Annotated in this window: 22 protein-coding genes; 8 read left to right on the plus strand and 14 right to left on the minus strand. The window is 42.7% G+C overall.

The genetic code is table 11. The features are described 5' to 3' along the window. Positions 1-160: 160 nt before the first annotated feature. The 6 genes from BN3283_RS06050 to BN3283_RS06075 all read right to left on the minus strand — a co-directional run bounded on the left by BN3283_RS06050 (position 161) and on the right by BN3283_RS06075 (position 4,622). Positions 161-763 carry a response regulator transcription factor gene (locus BN3283_RS06050; RefSeq protein ID WP_041504947.1) on the minus strand — a complete coding sequence of 201 codons (603 nt, stop codon included), beginning with the start codon at positions 761-763 and terminating at the stop codon, positions 161-163. Beyond that, positions 744-1,451 carry a hemerythrin domain-containing protein gene (locus BN3283_RS06055; protein WP_059026080.1) on the minus strand — a complete coding sequence of 236 codons (708 nt, stop codon included), beginning with the start codon at positions 1,449-1,451 and terminating at the stop codon, positions 744-746. The genes BN3283_RS06050 and BN3283_RS06055 overlap by 20 nt, the downstream gene beginning before the upstream one ends. A 189-nt stretch (positions 1,452-1,640) precedes the next feature. Then, positions 1,641-1,955, minus strand: a complete 315-nt coding sequence (locus BN3283_RS06060) for a hypothetical protein (protein ID WP_059026081.1) — start codon at positions 1,953-1,955, stop codon at positions 1,641-1,643. An 85-nt stretch (positions 1,956-2,040) separates the two neighbouring features. Then, positions 2,041-2,412 (minus strand): hypothetical protein, encoded by a 372-nt coding sequence (locus tag BN3283_RS06065; protein WP_059026082.1) that lies wholly within the window; start codon positions 2,410-2,412, stop codon positions 2,041-2,043. Positions 2,413-2,489: 77 nt separating this feature from the next. Continuing rightward, a complete protein-coding gene (locus BN3283_RS06070) occupies positions 2,490-2,978 on the minus strand; it encodes a YbhB/YbcL family Raf kinase inhibitor-like protein (protein ID WP_041503780.1) in 489 nt (162 codons plus the stop codon). A 147-nt stretch (positions 2,979-3,125) separates the two neighbouring features. Next, a complete protein-coding gene (locus tag BN3283_RS06075) occupies positions 3,126-4,622 on the minus strand; it encodes an IMP dehydrogenase (RefSeq protein ID WP_059026083.1) in 1,497 nt (498 codons plus the stop codon). Between the two features lie 168 nt (positions 4,623-4,790). Here BN3283_RS06075 and lgt point away from each other — a divergent pair, with 168 nt between their 5' ends. Then, complete coding sequence (gene lgt, locus BN3283_RS06080; RefSeq protein ID WP_041504946.1) at positions 4,791-5,624, plus strand: prolipoprotein diacylglyceryl transferase; 834 nt, start codon at positions 4,791-4,793, stop codon at positions 5,622-5,624. Here the strand turns inward: lgt and BN3283_RS06085 are convergent. Then, the gene (locus BN3283_RS06085; protein WP_059026084.1) at positions 5,621-6,619 is read right to left on the minus strand and encodes a PCMD domain-containing protein; all 999 of its coding nucleotides are present in this window, start codon (positions 6,617-6,619) and stop codon (positions 5,621-5,623) included. The genes lgt and BN3283_RS06085 overlap by 4 nt on opposite strands. Positions 6,620-6,982: 363 nt before the next feature. On the opposite strand from BN3283_RS06085, the gene BN3283_RS06090 reads away from it, so the two are divergent. Both BN3283_RS06090 and BN3283_RS06095 read left to right on the plus strand, forming a co-directional pair. Then, positions 6,983-8,050: an NAD(P)H-dependent flavin oxidoreductase gene (locus tag BN3283_RS06090; protein ID WP_041503776.1), complete on the plus strand. Its 1,068-nt coding sequence runs from the start codon at positions 6,983-6,985 to the stop codon at positions 8,048-8,050. 171 nt (positions 8,051-8,221) lie between these two features. Then, positions 8,222-8,794: a flavin reductase family protein gene (locus tag BN3283_RS06095; RefSeq protein ID WP_059026085.1), complete on the plus strand. Its 573-nt coding sequence runs from the start codon at positions 8,222-8,224 to the stop codon at positions 8,792-8,794. Position 8,795: 1 nt separating this feature from the next. Here the strand turns inward: BN3283_RS06095 and BN3283_RS06100 are convergent, their stop codons facing one another. Further along, positions 8,796-10,064 carry a uracil-xanthine permease family protein gene (locus BN3283_RS06100; protein ID WP_059026086.1) on the minus strand — a complete coding sequence of 423 codons (1,269 nt, stop codon included), beginning with the start codon at positions 10,062-10,064 and terminating at the stop codon, positions 8,796-8,798. Between the two features lie 150 nt (positions 10,065-10,214). Between BN3283_RS06100 and cas6 the strand changes: the two genes are divergently transcribed. Beyond that, the gene (gene cas6 / locus BN3283_RS06105; protein ID WP_059026087.1) at positions 10,215-10,994 is read left to right on the plus strand and encodes a CRISPR-associated endoribonuclease Cas6; all 780 of its coding nucleotides are present in this window, start codon (positions 10,215-10,217) and stop codon (positions 10,992-10,994) included. Here cas6 and BN3283_RS06110 read toward each other — a convergent pair whose 3' ends face one another. Both BN3283_RS06110 and BN3283_RS06115 read right to left on the minus strand, forming a co-directional pair. Continuing rightward, on the minus strand, positions 10,995-11,690 hold the full coding sequence (locus tag BN3283_RS06110; protein ID WP_059027190.1) for a phosphatase PAP2 family protein: 696 nt from the start codon (positions 11,688-11,690) through the stop codon (positions 10,995-10,997). Between the two features lie 62 nt (positions 11,691-11,752). Then, entirely contained in the window at positions 11,753-12,199 is a 447-nt protein-coding gene (locus BN3283_RS06115) for a thioredoxin family protein (protein ID WP_059026088.1), read from the minus strand. Positions 12,200-12,348: 149 nt separating this feature from the next. Between BN3283_RS06115 and ispE the strand changes: the two genes are divergently transcribed. Further along, complete coding sequence (ispE, locus tag BN3283_RS06120) at positions 12,349-13,164, plus strand: 4-(cytidine 5'-diphospho)-2-C-methyl-D-erythritol kinase (protein ID WP_059026089.1); 816 nt, start codon at positions 12,349-12,351, stop codon at positions 13,162-13,164. An 82-nt stretch (positions 13,165-13,246) separates the two neighbouring features. Here the strand turns inward: ispE and BN3283_RS06125 are convergent, their stop codons facing one another. From BN3283_RS06125 to bcp, 4 genes are all read right to left on the minus strand, one after another. Continuing rightward, the gene (locus tag BN3283_RS06125) at positions 13,247-13,795 is read right to left on the minus strand and encodes an HdeD family acid-resistance protein (protein ID WP_041503771.1); all 549 of its coding nucleotides are present in this window, start codon (positions 13,793-13,795) and stop codon (positions 13,247-13,249) included. A 108-nt stretch (positions 13,796-13,903) separates the two neighbouring features. Further along, on the minus strand, positions 13,904-15,982 hold the full coding sequence (dpp5, locus tag BN3283_RS06130) for a dipeptidyl-peptidase Dpp5 (protein WP_059026090.1): 2,079 nt from the start codon (positions 15,980-15,982) through the stop codon (positions 13,904-13,906). 64 nt (positions 15,983-16,046) lie between these two features. Continuing rightward, complete coding sequence (gene recA / locus BN3283_RS06135; RefSeq protein WP_052634685.1) at positions 16,047-17,066, minus strand: recombinase RecA; 1,020 nt, start codon at positions 17,064-17,066, stop codon at positions 16,047-16,049. 42 nt (positions 17,067-17,108) lie between these two features. After that, a complete protein-coding gene (gene bcp / locus BN3283_RS06140; protein ID WP_041503768.1) occupies positions 17,109-17,579 on the minus strand; it encodes a thioredoxin-dependent thiol peroxidase in 471 nt (156 codons plus the stop codon). A 261-nt stretch (positions 17,580-17,840) separates the two neighbouring features. On the opposite strand from bcp, the gene BN3283_RS06145 reads away from it, so the two are divergent. Genes BN3283_RS06145 through BN3283_RS06155 form a run of 3 tightly spaced genes read left to right on the plus strand, consistent with a single transcriptional unit; the run spans position 17,841 to position 19,632 of the window. Beyond that, positions 17,841-18,152: a DUF4491 family protein gene (locus tag BN3283_RS06145; protein WP_059026091.1), complete on the plus strand. Its 312-nt coding sequence runs from the start codon at positions 17,841-17,843 to the stop codon at positions 18,150-18,152. Positions 18,153-18,166: 14 nt separating this feature from the next. Next, positions 18,167-18,583 carry a PaaI family thioesterase gene (locus BN3283_RS06150; RefSeq protein ID WP_059026092.1) on the plus strand — a complete coding sequence of 139 codons (417 nt, stop codon included), beginning with the start codon at positions 18,167-18,169 and terminating at the stop codon, positions 18,581-18,583. Beyond that, positions 18,583-19,632 carry a winged helix DNA-binding domain-containing protein gene (locus BN3283_RS06155; protein ID WP_059027191.1) on the plus strand — a complete coding sequence of 350 codons (1,050 nt, stop codon included), beginning with the start codon at positions 18,583-18,585 and terminating at the stop codon, positions 19,630-19,632. Before BN3283_RS06150 ends, BN3283_RS06155 begins: the two co-directional genes overlap by 1 nt.

The raw sequence follows: 19,632 nt of genomic DNA on the forward strand, positions 1-19,632 counted from the left end.
ACCGGTTCGCTTGAGAGTGTTATCTCTTCCAAAATATAGAGGGCTTACTAAAATCCGAGATATCGTGTTATTTTCTGCGGACAAAGATGGGAGAATTCCCGTTGCGATGCTATCCCTATTTGTGGGGAAAATTTATTAGGACTATCCCCGATTGTGGGGATTATTCGATTTCGTTTTGATCCAGGAGATTGTGCAAGAGAGCATAGACCGTAAGACCGGCGATGGATTTTATACCCGTTTTGCGGGAAATGTTTTTTCGGTGGGAAATAACCGTATGTATTGAAATGTGATGCTGGTCGGCTATTTCTTTGTTTTGTAAACCTTTAACGACTGAAATGAGTATTTCCGTTTCCCGGTCGGATAGTTCGTAGTTGTCGCTACTTCCGGGGGTTGCTTCCTGATGCTCTATCGCTTGTTGTAATTTCTTATTGATCTTCGTTCCGTCATCATATATGGAGATCATTCCGTCGTATTGTTTTAGATTGTCAGCATAAACATAATGATACAAAAGGGCGATGAATAAAGTTTGAGAATATTGAGAGAATATGGATTTTATGGCGTGTTGGCGATGAAAATCCATCACGATCGGGTTGAGTATAACGATATCCGGGAGTGAAGCAGTCGGATGTTCGGAAAAATGAAATAAATCTTCAGAGCAATGGAGAATCTCAAATTCAGGAAGGGTTTGAAAAATCTTTTTTAAACCTTCCGTGACGATAGGTGAGGGCTCTATAAGGGTTATTTTATATTTTTTCCTGTTCATTGTTGTGGTTTTCTAATCGTTGGACAAACGGGACCAATATCTTATCTTCAAATAACGAGTGTTTGTTCAAATCTTCTTCCAATAAAAAAAGATTGAAAAGAATCTTATTTCGGAGATCGGGCTGACAATTCCCCGGTAAGTATTTGATAATGATGTTTTTTAGGTCATTCAATTTATCTTCGATATTACTGTGGTTTGCTTCAAATTGTTCAATGGAATAATTGCCCGAGGATTTGCCTTTTAATAAATCCAAGATATAGGGAAAGACCGTATTTTCTTCGTAACTCAGGTGATTGGCCACTTCGGCCCGGTAATCTTCGAAAAAGCGAGTCAACAGGGCTCCCTGCTTGGGATCGTAACAACGAACGAGTTCTGCGAGTTGAGCCTGAATAGCGGGGATTTGGTCTTTTATGTAATGATCGTGTGATTTTTGTAGATAACAGGTCAGATCATCGATATGAATCTGACTTAACTCTCCTTGGTTCGGAAAGTATTCATCAAAAGTATAGATATTGCATACCAATAAGAATAGTTCCGTCGATGTTCCCTCTTGTTCGCATACTTCCGCTACATTTTTATCCCCGAAGCCTAATTTTATATCGAATCTGGGCAATACTAACAACAATTTGAAATTGATATGGATCAAGTCGGCCAGTTTCTGCTTTTCAGAAAATAATAAATGTTTCATACGTTAAAATTTGAGACAAATATAAGTATTTATTTAGAATAAATAAAAAGAAAAATATTCGATTTTAGTCGAAATGGAGAGCGATTTTGTTTTATGGACGGGAAAGGTCTGAAAACGTTTCATGAGCATGTCCAGTTTAGGCCCTGTTGAAAGTTATGGGTGAAATTTTTCAGACCTTTCCCTATTTTGTTATTTATCGGTTTCCGGAATGACAGCACCGGAGAGAGCGATAGCTTCCTTGTTTCGGAAAGTCATGACGGGTGATACGGCTACATACGAGAGTACGATGTATTCGAAGAGTTGTACGGTAGCGCATTTCCCTCTATTCGTCAGGGAAATCTCAAGTTTTATTCCCGTGTTGTCTTCCGCGTATTGGCTCAGTCTGGAAAGATTAATGAATTGTTTGGTCTCCAGAAGGTATTGCAAACGAGGTAATTCGTCCGGTTCGAAGAACAAGGCATAATTTTGTTCTTTCCGGCTTTTTGAAAATAGATTTGTTTTCATGTCGGCTTTTATAGTGTGTGTTGTTAATAAAAATGAATCTTTTTCTCCTAAAAGAAAAAGGGTAATACGAACAGAATAAAAACCTTCAAATCAGTAGTTTGCATAATTCGTGAAAATGGTGTTTGTAATCACGAACTTGTGATGTTTTAATGTAATTGTAAGAGAAATTATGATCATTATTATTTATACATGCGTATTCCAAGGGAATTCCTTCCAAAAGAATACGAATCTGAGATGGTAATTGTGAACGGCGTAAAGACATCCCGTTTTGTTGCGGAAGAATACAGTCGCTATAATGGTTTTGGTAATGTTCTTGGTCATGAACGGATCTCTCAGCCTGAATGAGTATTTGCTGAAAATGCTCTTGCTCGGATTCAGTCATCACCAATCCCATGACTACGTTGGTTAATTGGGAAACCACCAGGATCAGAATCGTATGTAGTATAAATCTGACCATAATTTTGTATTTGTTCCAAATATAAAAAATAAATAACACAAAACCAATGATTTAGATTGGTTTTGTGTTATTATATATTAAATCTTGTAATAAAAAATAACAGATGCTTTTTCTAACGTATGTTTCCATAGTTCTAAGCCGACCTGTGCCGGAAGGGCCTCTTTATCCGATTGGAGTTTCTGGATGTCGAGAGCGTACACCGTGATCACATAGGCGTGCCAATTATCTCCCGGAGGAGGGCATGGTCCGCTATAACCGTAACTTCCGCCGTCATTCCGGCTTTGTATGGCATCGCCGGGAGCTATATGCTTGGATGTGTTTCCCGCATCAGTCGGTAATTCCCGGGTCGTGGGGGGAAGATCGAACAGGAGCCAGTGCCAGAATCCGCTTCCGCTGGGAGCATCTTTGTCGTACATGGTAACGGCAAAACTTTTCACTCCTTCCGGTGGATTGGTCCAATACAGTTGAGGGGATTTATTTTCTCCTCCGCATCGGGGATGGGCTTGTTCCAGTACGCCTATACCTCCCAAGTCATTGCTTCTTAATGTAAATGTTCCATTTTTCATATGATTCTTTTTATGATTCCGTATATAGATACTTATCGGGAGTGAAAATGTTACGTATGAGTAAGAAGAAGCCGAGAGATAGTTATAAAATGATATAAAAAAAACAGCTCTGTTTCCAAAGCTGTTTTTATCGTATAATTGATTTTATCAATTGTGTTCTTTTAAGATCACGTCGTGGGCTCCGCCTTCCACGATACTGGTGGAAGAGACCAGGGTTATTTTGGCTGTCCGTTGTAGTTCCGGTATAGTGACGGACCCGCAACTGCACATGGTGGCTTTGATTTTTCCCAATGTTACGTTTAAGTTGTCTTTCATTTTACCGGCATATGGAACGTAGCTGTCTACTCCCTCTTCGAATTTCAACGATTCGCTGCCTCCCATGTCATAACGTTGCCAGTTGTGGGCGCGGTTTGAACCTTCTCCCCAATATTCTTTTACGTAGTTATTACCGATTTTCAGCTTTTTGGTGGGGGATTCGTCGAAACGGGCAAAATAGCGTCCCATCATAAGGAAATCGGCTCCCATGGCCAACGCGAGTACCATGTGATAATCGTGTACCAATCCCCCGTCGCTGCATATGGGAACATATATACCGGTTTCTTGGAAATAACGGTCCCGTGCCGCGGCTACGTCGATAATGGCCGTGGCCTGTCCGCGACCGATACCTTTTTGTTCGCGGGTGATACAGATCGAACCTCCCCCGATACCTACTTTTACGAAATCGGCTCCGGCATCTACCAAATAACGGAAACCCTCTTCATCGACTACATTTCCGGCACCTACCAATACTTCTCCGTTGTATTTCTCCTTGATCCATTTGATGGTATCCGACTGCCATTCGGAAAAGCCGTCTGAGGAGTCGATACATAAAACATCCACTCCGGCTTCAATCAGGGCAGGAACCCGGTCCATGTAATCTCGGGTGTTTATTCCGGCGCCAACCAGTAATTTTTTATCCCGGGTGTTTAGAAGTTCGTTCGGATTATCCTTATGGCTGTCGTAGTCTTTCCGGAAAACAAAATAGGCCAGATGCTGATCTTTATCTATAATCGGCAAGGTATTCAGTTTATGTTCCCAGATAATTTGATTGGCTTCGGAAAGCGTCATGCCGACTTCACCTACGGTTAATTTAGAAAAAGGAGTCATGAACTCTTTTACTTTTCTGTCGGCAGGATCTTTTTCAGCCCTATAATCCCGGCTGGTAATTAATCCTAATAACTTTCCGTTAGGAGTACCGTCGTCCGTAACACCCATGGTCGTGTGTCCGGTTTTTTTCGTTAGTGCAATGACATCAGCCAACGTGTTTTCCGGGGTCAAGTTGGAATCGCTGGTAACGAAGCCGGCTTTGAATTTTTTTACTTTTCTAACCATTTCCGCCTGGGACTCTATGGTCTGAGAACCGAAAATAAACGATAATCCCCCGTGGCGGGCTAACGCGATGGCTAATCCCGAATCGGAAACGGCCTGCATGATGGCCGATACAAAAGGTATGTTTAGTTCAATCGCAGACTTTTCGCCTTTTTTGAATTTCACCAAAGGTGTCTTCAAGGAAACATTGGTGGGAATACACTGTTTCGTAGTTAAACCGGGAATAAGTAAATACTCTCCAAAAGTTCTTGATACATCGTCTAAATAGATTGCCATATGATTCTCTTTTACGAAATGATTAAAAATTGTGCAAAGATAGTCAATACAAGGGATTTTTCAGCATTTTGCATGAAATGTTTTTAAGTGGTGAGGATTTTTTTTAGATATAGGGGAATAGATTGGAAATTTCTTATATTCGATTCTTGAAATGAAATTTTAAAAGGGATGAGTTATATTCATTGGGATGCAGACCCGGTTTTTATCCGTATAGGGGCTATTCCTATCTATTATTATAGTTTGTCGTTTATTGCCGGAACGGTGTTGTCCGTGTGGATTTTAAAAAAGCTTTTTCAGGAGAACGGTATTTCGTGGGTAAATTTACAATTGTTGGTCGTATGGAGTACGGTAAGTTTATTTGTCGGGGCTCGTTTGGGACATTGTTTATTTTACGAACCGGATTATTTTTTATCCCATCCCTTGGAGATTTTTTTGCCGATAACGGCGAAAGCGGATGGCGGATACCTGTTTACCGGGTATCAGGGGATGGCCAGTCATGGGGGTGCATTGGGATTGATCGTGGCCTTAATTCTTTATTCCGTGTGCCGGCACCAACCGGTCATTCGCACCTTGGATCATATCGCTATCGTATTGCCTTTGGCTGCGGCTTTCATCCGGATCGGAAATTTAATGAACTCCGAAATGATCGGAATCCCGACGGGGATGGCGGGGGCTTTTGTGTTCGAGCGGGTGGATGCCATACCTCGTCATCCGGCCCAACTTTATGAGGCCCTGGCTTACTTGGTTGTTTTTTTTCTGAATATAGGACTTTACCGGAAAACAGGCATAGGAAAATATCCCGGATTATACTGGGGTATGATGCTGTCCTTAGTATTTATCGCCCGTTTTGGTATCGAGTTCGTCAAAGAGAAGCAGGTACCGCTCGAAGAGGGGATGATTTTGGATCTCGGACAGGTGCTGAGTATTCCTTTTATTCTTATCGGAATCGTTTTTTTAATTTATGCCTTTAAGAAAAGACCGCTTTCCGGTCGGACCGCTTAATAAGCGAATCTGACATTGTCTACCCAAAACGTGTTTCCTAAGGATCCCACGTAGGCTTCTCCGTGACTGGAAGAGATTTTCAATATAAGGTGTGTAGGGGTGTCGTCGGGATCTCCCCAACCTTCCTCTATGATGGGAACCGATTTCCCTTTGCTGTTTAGGCAGTATTGGTAATTGTCTGCCGGAATCAGATCCATATAGGGTTGGAATCCGGAATCCTTGGAAGCATCTCCGTAAATCAGTTTGATCGAGTGATTATTAACCCAATCCGGGGTCGTTTCGGAGAAACGCTCAACACCCGTGGCTATTCGTTTGGCATGCACGTTTCCTTTTTCGTCTTCCCATCGCTTTTGCAGGATAATAAACACTTCGGCGCAATCTTTTCCCGGAACTTTTGTCGTTCTTCCGAAGCCGGGAGCTTTAATTCGGTCCGGATCACCGTTGGTTTTCATTTTGTAATCGAATACCATCGTCAAAGGACGTTCGGTGAACGGAATACCCATGTTTAATTTAGCCTGGGGATTTTTCGTATCTTTTATGGGTTCCAGCATTTCTCCTAAAAATATGGTTCCTGAAGCCAATACCGTAATGTTCACGATGCCGAATACCTTGCAATTTTCCATACGGGTTTCTAATCGGGCACATTGCCCTTCTCCTCTTTTTTCGGGAAAAACCGTATTGCTGCATTTCGTGATTCCGCTCACGTGGGCCATAACATTGGAGGTCCTCCACGGTGACTGTGAAGAGTGACGGTAGGCGATGGCTCCCCTGATCGTATCGGCAGGGGCTATTTCGTGAAGAGTTTTGGTTTTTCCTCCGATAACGAATGATTCTTCGATAACCCTTACTAACCAGTTGTCCATGTCTCCGAACGGAATTGATTTTATATGAGAACTGTCTTGGGCCTTCCCGACGACAACTCCCCCAAGAACGAAATTTAAACACAAAATACCTTTTAGTACACGGCTCGTAAAACAGCCTTTAATTCTTTTCATAATGGTCCCTAATTAATGTCTCCTTTTGGTCTACGAAAAAATGAAATTACTTGTTACTTGAGCAATATTCGTGCCGTATTAACACAAGTAAACAATAATATCCATTTTATTTTTTCCGGATAGATTGCCTTTATCGTATCTGTTTCTGACAGGTCGATTGAAACGGGGGATAAATAGTAATGTTTATAGAGGTTGAATCATAATTTGGGGGTGAATTAAAGAGTCTTTGAATATACGTTTCGCTGGAGAATAAATGCAAGAGAGTATAAACATAGTTAATAATATGTTATAAGTGAGCGAGAAAATGCAATTAAGCGAGATTTTATTGTACATTCGTCAAATATTATTTAATTTTTTAGTAAAATGCGAACATTAAAAATTGGAAATTTATCCATTTCAATACCTATCATACAAGGTGGAATGGGCGTTGGAATTTCGCTTTCTGGATTGGCGTCTGCTGTTGCAAATGAAGGAGGAGTCGGGGTTATTTCGAGTGCCGGGTTGGGGTTGTTGTATCGGAATTTATCGAAGGATTATATTGAAGCAAGCATATTGGGATTAAAAGAAGAATTGCGTAAGGCAAAGGAGAAAACGAAAGGAGTAATCGGGGTAAACGTGATGGTCGCCATGTCTAATTTTGCGGATATGGTAAAAACGGCTGTTGCCGAGAAAGCCGATATTATTTTCTCCGGGGCAGGTTTGCCTTTGAATTTGCCGAGTTTCTTACCGAAGGGGAGTACCACGAAATTGGTTCCTATCGTTTCTTCGGCTCGGGCAGCCCGGGTGATTGCCGAAAAATGGAAAAGTTTATATGATTATTTGCCGGACGCCTTTGTCGTGGAAGGCCCGAAAGCGGGAGGGCATTTGGGATTCAAAGACGAGCAGATTAACGATGAGCATTACGATTTGGAACATATTCTTCCGGAAGTGATCGGAGAAATAAAGGAGATAGAGAAGCGTTATCATCAGGAGATTCCGGTCATCGTTGCCGGGGGAATATATACCGGAGAGGATATCCGGCATTTTATGGATATGGGAGCCGCGGGGGTTCAGATGGGGACACGTTTTGTGACCACGAAAGAGTGTGATGCTTCGGATGCTTTCAAACAAACTTATATTGATGCGAAACAGGATGATATTCAGATTATAAAAAGTCCTGTAGGAATGCCGGGAAGAGCGATATTCAGTAAATTTATTCAAAAGGTGAAAGAGGGACAAAAACAACCTAAAACTTGCATGTGTAAGTGTATTAAGACCTGTGATATCAGTAAGAGCCCTTACTGTATTATTTCGGCTTTGTATAATGCTTTTCGTGGAAATATGGATAACGGTTACGCTTTCGCGGGAGCCAATGCTTTTCGGGCGACTTGCATTACTTCGGTAAAAGAGACTTTTAAAGCTTTGATAGAGGAGTTTAATAAGACTAAGTAACTGCTTGAAAAATAGAAGGGAGATAGGTATATGTCATATACCTGTCTTTTTTTTCGGGGAAAATTTTAATATGAAAGATACGTTTTTCTTGTCTTAATGCCGGTAATAATGTCTGTTTTATGCTATGTAAACTTTCTCTATCTTTGCCGGAAAATAGTAAAGTCTGTAAATATGAAACATAATTGGAAACCGGGGACGATGATATACCCGTTGCCGGCCGTATTAGTGAGTTGCGGAAATGCGCCGGAAGAGTACAACATTTTTACGGTTGCTTGGACAGGAACTCTTTGTACGAATCCGCCCATGTGTTATATTTCCGTGCGTCCGGAACGCCATTCGTACCCGATTTTGAAGAAAAACCGGGAGTTTGTCATTAATTTGACTACGGCGGATATGGCTTACGCGACCGATTGGTGCGGGGTACGTTCGGGCAAAGACTATAATAAGTTTGAAGAGATGAAGTTGACACCCGGACAGGCTACAATCGTTCAGGCTCCCACGGTGGAAGAGTCTCCCGTTTGTATCGAATGCCGGGTGAAAGAAATTATTCCTTTAGGATCCCATGATATGTTTATAGCAGAGGTGGTGAACGTGTTGGCCGACGATAATTACCTGGATAAAGAGACCGGTAAGTTCGAATTGTCAGATTCCAACCCGTTGGTTTATGTACACGGGGAGTATTTTGGTATCGGTGAGAAGATCGGTCATTTCGGTTGGTCGGTTCGTAAAAAAAAGAAGAAATAACCTATTTTTCTTTTCTGAAAATAAGGTGTTCCAATATTAAGACCGAAATGACCCCCATGACAAACCCGTTACCGATGATGGGTCGGATAAGGGGAGGAATGGAGTTTAGTGCGCTATCCGGGGCAAAAGAGAGCAGCAATGCTACCATGAGCGGAAAACCGATTACGATACCGTTATTAAAGTTTTTCACGGCGGTTTCATGGACCGTCATTTGCAAACCGGCAGAAAGTTGTGCTGCCATCAGGTAGAGTAGAACCGCTCCCATTACGACATGGGGAATATGTCCCATTACGATTATCAATTCGGGGAAAAAAGCACTTATTACAAGGCCTATGCCTGCCGGGATCAGGGTATAACGGGAAGCACATCCGGTGGCAGAGATGATACCCGGACTCATGGAGTAATCGATAGGGCCTACAATACCGACCAAGCCGGAAAGTATGTTGGTGATTCCTACAACGCCGACTCCTTGGGTCGTTCGTTTTTCCATTTTGTCCGCACCTATGAGCTTCCCCACGGCCTGAATAGAACCTAATTCGTTTACGATAAGTGCAATGAAACAAAAAATAAAGGAGAGAATGACACCTGCATCGAATTCCAAAGGAAAATTGAAAAAAGAGAGTCCTGCTTTTGAAAAGGCAGAGGAGGGAAATGAGGATTTCGGGAATCCTTGTACTCCGTAATACAGTAAACTGCCTATAAGAAGAGCCCAGAGGACAACGGTGGATTTCCATATGCCTCGAAATACTTGATTTCCAATGATCATGGCAAGGGTAAGCAAAATGGCGAACGAGAGATGAAACAAGGTATGTTCCGCTTCGCCGAACAGAAGTTTCAGAATAACTGGGGAGAGCGTAATGGCTATCAGGATGAGAATAACCGTGATAATTCTGGGAGTGAATATAAATTGTAACTTAGAGAGTAATCCGCTATAAGCGAGTAGGGATAGAAAGATTCCTCCGATCAGAATAGCCGTGTACACGGCGGAAACGGAGGCCGATGCGGATGCCAGGACACCGATGAGCAGAACGGAAGCAGGTCCTATGATAAGAGGTAAACGGTGTCCCCATAATACCTGTATAATTAAGGCAATGCCCATTATTCCGAAAATTTTTTGCATATAAAGAGTTTGGGCGATCGCATCGCTATAATGAATTTGCGATACGATAACTCCCAGAATGACGATGGAAGGAATGGATACGACAAACCATTGGAGTCCATACATAAGCAAAGGTAGCAGAGAGGGTTTGTCATTCAACGCGTATTTCATGGCTTTTTGTTTTAAGAACAAACAAACTTACGATATAAATGCGGGTCAAACAAATGGTACGGAAAGTTTATTAAAATGTTGGTAAAAAAGGGGCATGACTGGTAATATGTAAAATTATTTTTATCTTTAAAACGGATTAAAATAAGAAACATGAGGTTTAGGTTGATTTTGAGAGTCGATAAAAATGTGTGGGGTACGATATTGCCTTGCAATTATTTATATCCTCTGAGCTCCACCATTTATAAAATATTGAACGAAGGTAATTCCGAATTTGCCGCTTGGTTGCATGATCACGGGTATATAACGGGGGAGCGTAAACAGTTTAAGCTTTTTACCTTTTCGAATTTATATATACCCCGTTTTCAGATTTTTGGAGACCGAATGAATATCTTGTCGGAAGAGGTATGCCTGATTGTCTCTTTTTATCCGATCGATGCCATCGAAGCTTTTGTTGTCGGGTTGTTTAATAATCGTCATATCGTTATCGGGGATAAGCGCACCCGGGTTTCTTTCGATGTGGTTTCTGTCGAACGTCTGCCGGAGCCTTCTTTTAGCGAAACGATGAGGTTTCGGACGATTTCGCCGGTTTTTATAGATGAGAAGCGGGAAGGAAGAGGTACTACCCGTCATGTATCTCCCGATGAACCTGTTTTTTTGAGGTTGCTGGAGTATAACCTACTCGAGAAGTATCGTGCGTTCTATCGTCAGGAACCATTGCCAGAATGGCATTTGGATCGTTTGCAGGTATTGTCGCCCCCTAAGGCTAAGACGATTACTATAAAGGAGGGGACTTCTCAGAGAACCCAATTAAAAAGTTACCTGTTCGGGTTCGAGATCACGGGAAATCCGGAATTGTTGAAATTGATGTATGACAGCGGAGCCGGTAGGTTGGGCAGTCAGGGGTTCGGGTGTATCGAGGTCTGGACATGATCAGACGAAAAGAGCGTATATCCCGAAAGCGAAAATCGTAATAAGGCCCGTGTAAATGATGGTAAGCGTGTATTTTATACCGCCCGGATGTTCTATTAGGTAGCAATCGCGTTCGTTGCGGACAAATTCTCTTACACGCGTACAATGCAAGGCGAATCGGTAGAGTAGGTAAACGATACTACCCGCCGTTATACCGACAACCATACCGAAAAGTAGGTCTCCGGGATAATGTACTCCCACGTAAATTCTCGAGTAACAGGTAATAACGGCCCATAAAATGAAAAAGACGGAGAGGGCTTTATTCCTGAAAAACCATAGGATAAAAAAAGTCAAGGCAAAGGTATTGGAAGCGTGACAGGAGGGAAATCCGTACATTCCTCCTCTTCTTTCGTTTATCAGGTGTACGATGTCTGCTATCTCTTGATTATGTGAGGGACGGGGACGTTCGAATAGGGGACGGAGGATGGAACTACAGGTTTGATCCGCCAAGGTAATGACCAAAGCAAAGGCTATTGTCGTCAAAATGACCGTGCGCCAGTTGAAATTCCTCCATAAAACGTAAAGAATGGAAGCATACATGGGAATCCATATTAATTTCCCCGTATATATGGACATGAAAGTGTCCCAATAAGGAGAATGTATGGAGTTGAGGTTTAAAAATAGTTCTTTGTCCAGTTCTTGAAGCGTTTCCAGCATGTTTTCAAATTTAATTCCGTAAACTTTAAAGTAATAAATCAAGCGAATTTATAATTTACAAATCATTTTTTACGATGTAAGCTTACTTTATTTACTTTGAGAACCTTCAAAATCATTTTTTCCAAGTCATTTTTGGAATGCACGCCTAATACTTTTACCGGGTTTTCGTTTTTAGGGATAAAAAGCATCAATGGAATATTTTTTATCTCCAGTAACTTTGCCAGGTCTTTCTCTTTTTCGATGTTCACTTTATAAATTTGTAGCGAATCGCCGTACTCTTTTTGAATCTTTGTCAGGATCGGTGACAAACGGTGACAGGGGGGACACCAATCGGCATAAAAATCCACGATGACCGGTTTATCTCCTTTGTAACGCCATTCTTTATCCTTCGTGTAGTTCCATATCAACTCCTTGAACTCTTTCGTGGTAATGGATTTTACCCTCGGTTCTTTGGGCGTTGAACTTGTTGTTAAAAGCAGGATGATCGAGAAGAAAAATAGTACTCTCATGTTTTTAGTCGTTAGGTAATTGCAAATGTACGTGTTTTGTACGGGATTGATTACTTTATGGATGAAAATAATTTATTTTATGGATGTTTGGAAAACATAAAGAGATTCCCCGTAAATTAATTAATTTTGAGCCATTAAATAGGTAATTTATGGTACTGTTTCCAAATGCAAAAATAAATATAGGGCTTTTTATCACGGAAAAGCGGCCGGATGGTTTTCATAATATAGAGACGATTTTTTATCCGATAGGTTTATGCGATATATTAGAATTACATAAAGAAGAGAGCGGGGCGGGGGAGTGTATTTTTCATACCTCGGGGATACCGATTGATTGCGAGCCGGAAAAAAATTTAGTTTTAAAGGCTTACCGGTTATTGGCTAAAGAGTTCGATTTGCCTTCGGTACGAGTACATCTGCATAAAATTATTCCTTTCGGTGCCGGTTTGGGCGGGGGATCTGCCGATGCCGCTTATATGCTGAAAGGATTAAACGAACTTTTTGTTTTGGGATTGTCCGACTCCCGTTTGGAAGATTACGCCGCTCGTTTAGGAAGCGATTGTGCGTTTTTTATTCGAAATAGACCCGTTTATGCCCGGGGCAAGGGAGAGATGATGAGCTCAATAGATCTGGATTTGAATGATTATTACCTTGTATTGGTAAAGCCGGATGGCGGTGTGGCGACTCCGGAAGCGTATGCCGGAATTACCCCGTGTGCTGCGACATTCGATTTGCGGGAAGTACCTTGTTGTCCGGTAGCGGATTGGAAAGAACGGGTACGTAATGATTTTGAGAACACGGTAAATAAGAAACTGCCCGAGATAAACAGGATCAAAGAACGGCTGGACGAGGCTGGGGCTTTGTACGTTTCGATGACGGGAAGCGGTTCTGCCGTATATGCCTTGTTTGACCGTAAAGTTGAGGTAAAGGAGTATTTTCCGGATTATTTTACTTGGCAGAGCGAATAGTCGTGGATAAGTGACAAAAAGATCGAAGAGGCATGACAGCCTGTTCGATCTTTGATGACTAAAATACGATAGAAGATGAATCTTACCGTTTGTCTATAAAAGCATAAATGAATGACGAGATACCCGCGAAAATAAAACAAAGTCCCGTCCAGATAATGATATTCAATGCTCCCCAAACCGGATAGAAAATAATCATAAAGGAGAAAATCAACGTGAGTATTCCCCCGGTCAGTATCCAACCCCATCCTCCGATTTTCAGCGAAGACATTTGTAGCGAATCACTGATAAAATCAATGCTTTTAAACAGTAGGATGAAGCCCACGATGTATGGCAGGATATCTTCCGTTATGCCGGGATTGGTAAGTAATACGAAACCGATGATTAAATCGATGATACCGAGCGTAAAACCCCATCCCCAATGTCTGGCATGTTTGCCGGAAAAAGCGTTCAGAATCTCTCCGATACCGATAATCATGATAATGATACTGAAATAAAGGGCAAGTCCTAAATAGGAAATTACCGGATGGCGTAAAATACCGATCCCAAAGACAAAGAGTACGATTCCTAAAATAATGTATAGCCACCGGAATCCTTTGGAACGTGTTGAAGTTGAAATTGTAGATGTTGTCATAACTGTTTTCGTATTAATATTTTGTTTATATACGATACGGAACGAAAAAGTTATGGCTTTTAAGTAAAAATGTAATAAAAAAGTCGTCCGATCGGACGACTTTTTTATTTATTGTTTTAACCATCGGTCTAACCAGGCGGCAAACGTGCGTTGCCATAGGATGCCGTTCTGGCAGCCTAAAACCCAATGGCACTCTTCCGGGAAATAGAGGTATTGAGCCGGAATACCCCGCATGCGGGCGGCATTGAAGGCTCCCATGCCTTGAGAGGCATCTATACGGAAATCCTGTTGTCCGTGGATGACTAAAATGGGAGTATCCCACTCTCCGACGAATTTATGCGGAGAGTTGTCGAATGTACGCTGAGCTATCTTGTTGTTTTTTTCCCAAGGTGCTCCTCCCATATCCCAATTGGCAAACCACATCTCTTCGGTGTTGTAGTACTGCATCTCCATATTGAAAATACCGCAATGGGCAATAAATGCCTTAAAACGTTTGTCGTGGTGTCCCGCCAGGTAATATACCGAGAAACCGCCGTAGGAAGCTCCGACACAACCCAGACGGTTTTCATCGATGTAGGGCTCTTTCTTCATTTCGTCGATGGCGGACAGGTAGTCTTTCATGTTTTGTCCCGTGTAGTCGCCGCTGATTTGTTCCAGCCACTCCTGTCCGAAACCGGGCAATCCCCGGCGGTTCGGTGCCACGATGATGTAATCGTTGGCTGCCATCATCTGGAAATTCCAGCGGTAGCTCCAAAATTGGCTGACCGTACTTTGCGGTCCTCCTTCGCAATAAAGGATAGCGGGGTATTTTTTATTCGGATCGAAATGGGGCGGATAGATGATCCAGGTTAGCATCTGCTTGTTGTCCGTCGTTTTGATCCAACGCGCCTCTACCTTACCCATCGTCAGTTGATCCAATATTTTTTTATTGATAAAGGTGAGTTCTTGGTCTTTGCCGCTTACCGGATCTACTTTGTATAGTTCTGCCGGCTTACTCATGGAAACCTTACCGGCCAACAAAAAGTCGCCTACCGGGGTCACGGAAGTATAATTATGGACTCCTTCCGTCAATTTCTTGATGACTCCGTCGTCGAGAGTCAATTTGTAGATTTCGTCGGTAGCATGATAATCGGAGATAAAATAGATGGTATTGTTGTCGGCCCAGTTCAATCCTCCCACGTTCTGGTCGAAGTTTTGCGTATACTCTTTTTTCTCTCCCGTTTGCAGGTTCATGACGAAAAGCCGGATCTTGTCGGCTTCATAGCCGTCGCGCTCCATACTTTCCCAAGCCATTAGCTTACCGTCGGGGGAGAGTACCGGGTTATTGTCATATCCCATCATGCCTTCGGTTAAGTTGCGTGTTTTACCGCTGCTTAAATCATAAAGGTATAGATCCGTATTCGTGGACGAGGCGTAAGCTACTCCCTCTTTTTTACGAGCCGTGTAGATGATGCCTTTGTTGTCTTTGGTCCATGCGATTTGCTCCGTACCGCCCCAAGGACGTACGGGAGACTCCCATTTTTCGCCTTCCATGATGTCTTTTCCGGTCGTGATCGGTTTGCCAGGGGTATACTCTGTCACGAACGGGTGTGTATAGGTCTCCACCCATTGGTTCCAGTGACGATACATTTGGTCGTTGATCAACCGGGCATTGGCTTTGGGAAGATCCGGATGCAGGTCGTGTACGTCTTGCTCTAATTTCACCTCTTTTAAAAAGAGTAATTTCGATTTATCCGGAGAATAGATATAACCTCCTATACCGCCTTCCACGTCGGTAATCTGCTTTAGATTGCTACCGTCCGCTTCCATTTCCCATAATTGGACGGAACCCGATCTGCTCGACATGAAAGCAATCTTTCCGTCCGGGGTCCATGTTTCTCCGAACTCTTTGTAATCGGTATCGGTTAATTGCCTACTTTTTCCATCCGCCAGATTCAGTAGATATAAATCGGAATAAGAACGATCTTCTTCCTTATTGAAATAGGTTACGTCGTACACGACGGATTTTTGATCCGGAGAGACCTGGAAACTTCCGAGTCTTCCGAAGGACCATAATATTTCCGGGGTCATAACATCGGATGTAAGTTTCATATCCGGAGTTTTATAACTGGGTTTTACGATTTCTTTCTTGCTGTCGCATGCGGTAACGGACAACAAAATTAAGATAGAATAAAAATATCTTTTCATTCTTTTAGCTGTTATGTTATTAAATAAAAGAAAGGGATACGCACACCATCCCTTTCATTCGCTCTTATGCCTGTTTGTTTTGAACTTCATCCATGGCTACGACGATCTTTTGCTTTAACTCTTCGGCTAACTCGGGATTGTCCATCACCAATTGTTTCACGGTTTCGCGTCCCTGGCCTAATTTGCTTTCTCCGTAGGAGAACCAGCTACCGCTTTTCTTGATGACGTTGTATTCCACGCCCAAGTCTACGATTTCGCCCGATTGAGAAATTCCCTCGCCGTACATGATATCGAATTCAGCCTTTTTAAATGGAGGAGCGACTTTATTCTTCACTACCTTCACGCGGGTATGATTTCCGAAGACCTCTTCTCCGTCTTTGATCTGCCCGATGCGACGGATATCCAGACGTACGGAGGCATAGAATTTTAAAGCGTTACCACCGGTTGTCGTTTCGGGGTTACCGAACATGATACCTATTTTGTCCCTTAATTGATTGATAAAAATACAGCAAGTGTTTGTCTTGCTTATTGTTCCGGTTAATTTCCGTAAAGCTTGCGACATGAGGCGGGCTTGCAATCCCATCACGCTATCACCCATCTCTCCCTCGATTTCGGCTTTGGGAGTAAGGGCGGCGACGGAGTCGATAACAATGATATCGATAGCTGCAGATCGGATCAATTGCTCGGCGATCTCCAGGGCCTGTTCTCCGTTATCCGGTTGAGATATAAATAGATTATTTACATCTACACCCAGTTTTTCGGCATAGGTGCGATCAAAGGCATGTTCTGCATCGATGATAGCTGCAATACCTCCTAATTTTTGTGCTTCAGCAATAGCGTGGATGGCTAAAGTCGTCTTACCGGAAGATTCCGGTCCGAAGATTTCAATAACCCTTCCTCTGGGGTATCCTCCGACGCCTAAAGCCTTGTCTAAGGCAATGGAGCCGGTCGGAATTGCCGGGATATTTTCCACGACATTTTCGCCAAGTTTCATGACACTTCCCTTGCCGAAGTTCTTCTCGATCTTATCGAGGGTAAGTTGTAGTGCTTTTAACTTGTCTTGATTGGTTTCATTTGTTGCCATATGATTGATTTAAAATTTGAATTTTCAATACAATATTTCTGGTTAACCTTTTATATCCAACTCTTTCAATATCTGGTTAGCATGGTCCTTCGTGTTAACCTTGGTGATTATCTTCTCGATACTGCCGTTTTGGCCGATAACGAAGGTGGTACGGACAACCCCCATATAACTTCTCCCATACATTTTTTTCTCGCCCCATACGCCGTAAGTTTCCATGATTGTTTTGTCCGTATCGGCAATCAGGTTGAACGATAAATTGTATTTTGCGATAAATTTCTGGTGGGAGGATGCCGGGTCCGGACTTACTCCGATCACTTCAAAACCTTGAGAAGTAAGTGATGCGTATCCTTCGTTTAAACTGCATGCTTCCGCCGTACAACCGGACGTGTTATCTTTCGGGTAAAAATAAAGTATGAGTCTTTTACCTTTAAAATCATCAAGGGTTATCTCCTTGCCGTCCTGATTCTGCCCTTTGAAATAGGGGGCTTTTTCTCCTTCATTTAACTGTGTCATCGTTTTTCGAGTACTATGATATTTCTACAAAAGTAGGAATATTTTGGAGATTTCAGAGGAAGTCGAAAGAGAAAGTTTGAGGAAATTAAAGATTCCGGAAACAGAGTTGTTACGGCGGAAAAGATTTCTTTTTGCTCCGGCACGATGATATGACAAAAGTCGGGGTGGATAGAAGGAGCCGACCGAATTCTCGGACGTTTTTTTATTCTTTGATAAAACGCTTTTTATCCGTAGTTTTGCGGTCAATAAAAATGAATTACTATGGAATTTATAGAGACCTATAATTTGACGGGCTTGATTATCGGGATATGTACGTTTTTGATCATCGGCCTGTTTCATCCGGTTGTCGTAAAAGCGGAGTACTATTGGGGAACGAGATGTTGGTGGATATTTTTGCTCTTGGGGATAGCGGGAGTTGTTGTGGCATTATTGGTAAGGGAAGTCATGTGGTCTTCCCTGTTAGGAGTCTTTGCATTCTCTTCTTTTTGGACGATCAAAGAGGTTTTTGAACAGGAAGAGCGGGTAAGAAAGGGATGGTTTCCTAAGAATCCGAAGCGGAAATATAATTTTTAGATTAAACAACAGAGATGAAAATTGAAGAGGTATTGATACAAATGAACCGGGAATGCCGGGGAACCTTGGTGGAACACTTGGGAATAGAGTTTACCGGAATCGGGGAAGATTGGCTGGAAGCCCGCATGCCGATAGATGAACGTACGATGCGCCCGGGAAATTTGCTGCATGGTGGAGCCATTATGGCTTTGGCGGAGACAGTAGGAAGTGGTATTACCTACGTTTCGGTTCCTCGGGAGGGATTTCACGTGTTCGGTATCGAGATAAACGGAAACCATATCCGGAAGGCTCAAGGGAGTTATGTTACGGGGCGTGCCGAATTTATTCATAAAGGACAACGTACTCATGTGGTGAGTATCAACGTGACGGATGAATTTGGGAATTTGGCTTCCGTATGTCGGATTACAAATGTCATTCTTCCCAAATCATGATGATAGAAGAGGTTCGCGTATATAGCCAACAATTGTCAGAAGCCGTATTTGATAAGCCCGGGGAGCTTGTTCATTGGATGGGGGCCGTACAAGCCCAACATTATCAGATGGCCAAATGGGCTGTTGGTCTCCGCCTAAAGTCCGCCACTTTGCAAACGGTGGAAGAGGCATTGAGAAGAGGTGAGATATTGCGTACCCATGTGATGCGTCCTACCTGGCATTTCGTGGCTGCCGAAGATATTCGTTGGATGTTGAAGTTATCTTTTTCGCGGATAAAGTCCGCCAATGAATCGTTTGCAAAGAGTAAAAATTTAGGTATAACGGAAAAGTCGTATTTTCGCTGTAACCGATTGTTTGAGAGGATGTTGGAAGGGAATAGAAGTTTGACTAAGGAGGAGATCGCGACGGAACTGATGAAGGTGGGATTGGTAGTCGATTTTGCTCGGTTGACCCATTATCTGACGCGTGCGGAGGCGGAAGGAATCGTATGCAGTGGTGTCGATAAGGATAAAAAGTCGACTTATGCTTTGTTGGAAGAACGGGTGCCGCCTGTGAAAGAGTTGCATAGGGAAGAGGCCTTGGCAAAGTTGGCGGTCAGCTATTTCAGAAGCCATTCGCCAGCCAGTTTACAGGATTTTGTGTGGTGGTCTGGGTTATCGATCGGCGATGCCCGGCATGCCATGGATTTGATCCGCTCGGAACTGACTTCGGATCGTTTTGCCTCGTCCCGATTATTCGTGCACAGTTCATGTGATAAAAACATGAATATCGATAGGATATTGCATTTTCTACCTGCTTTCGACGAATACCTGATCAGTTACAAGGAGAGAGAGACGATCTTGAACCGGGAATATTATTTCAAGGCTTTTAATCGTTGGGGAACCTTTTATCCGGTTATTCTCTATAATGGAAAAATTGTCGGGAATTGGAACAAGGTGGCCTCAAGGGGACAGGTTTCCGTTGAAACCTCTTTTTTTGAACGGATGGAGTTGGATTGTGGGCTGTTAAAAGCGGCGGAGAAGAGGTATAAGGAGTTTATTATGACATAA

Source organism: Gabonibacter massiliensis (assembly GCA_001487125.1).
GTDB lineage: Bacteria > Bacteroidota > Bacteroidia > Bacteroidales > Marinifilaceae > Gabonibacter > Gabonibacter massiliensis.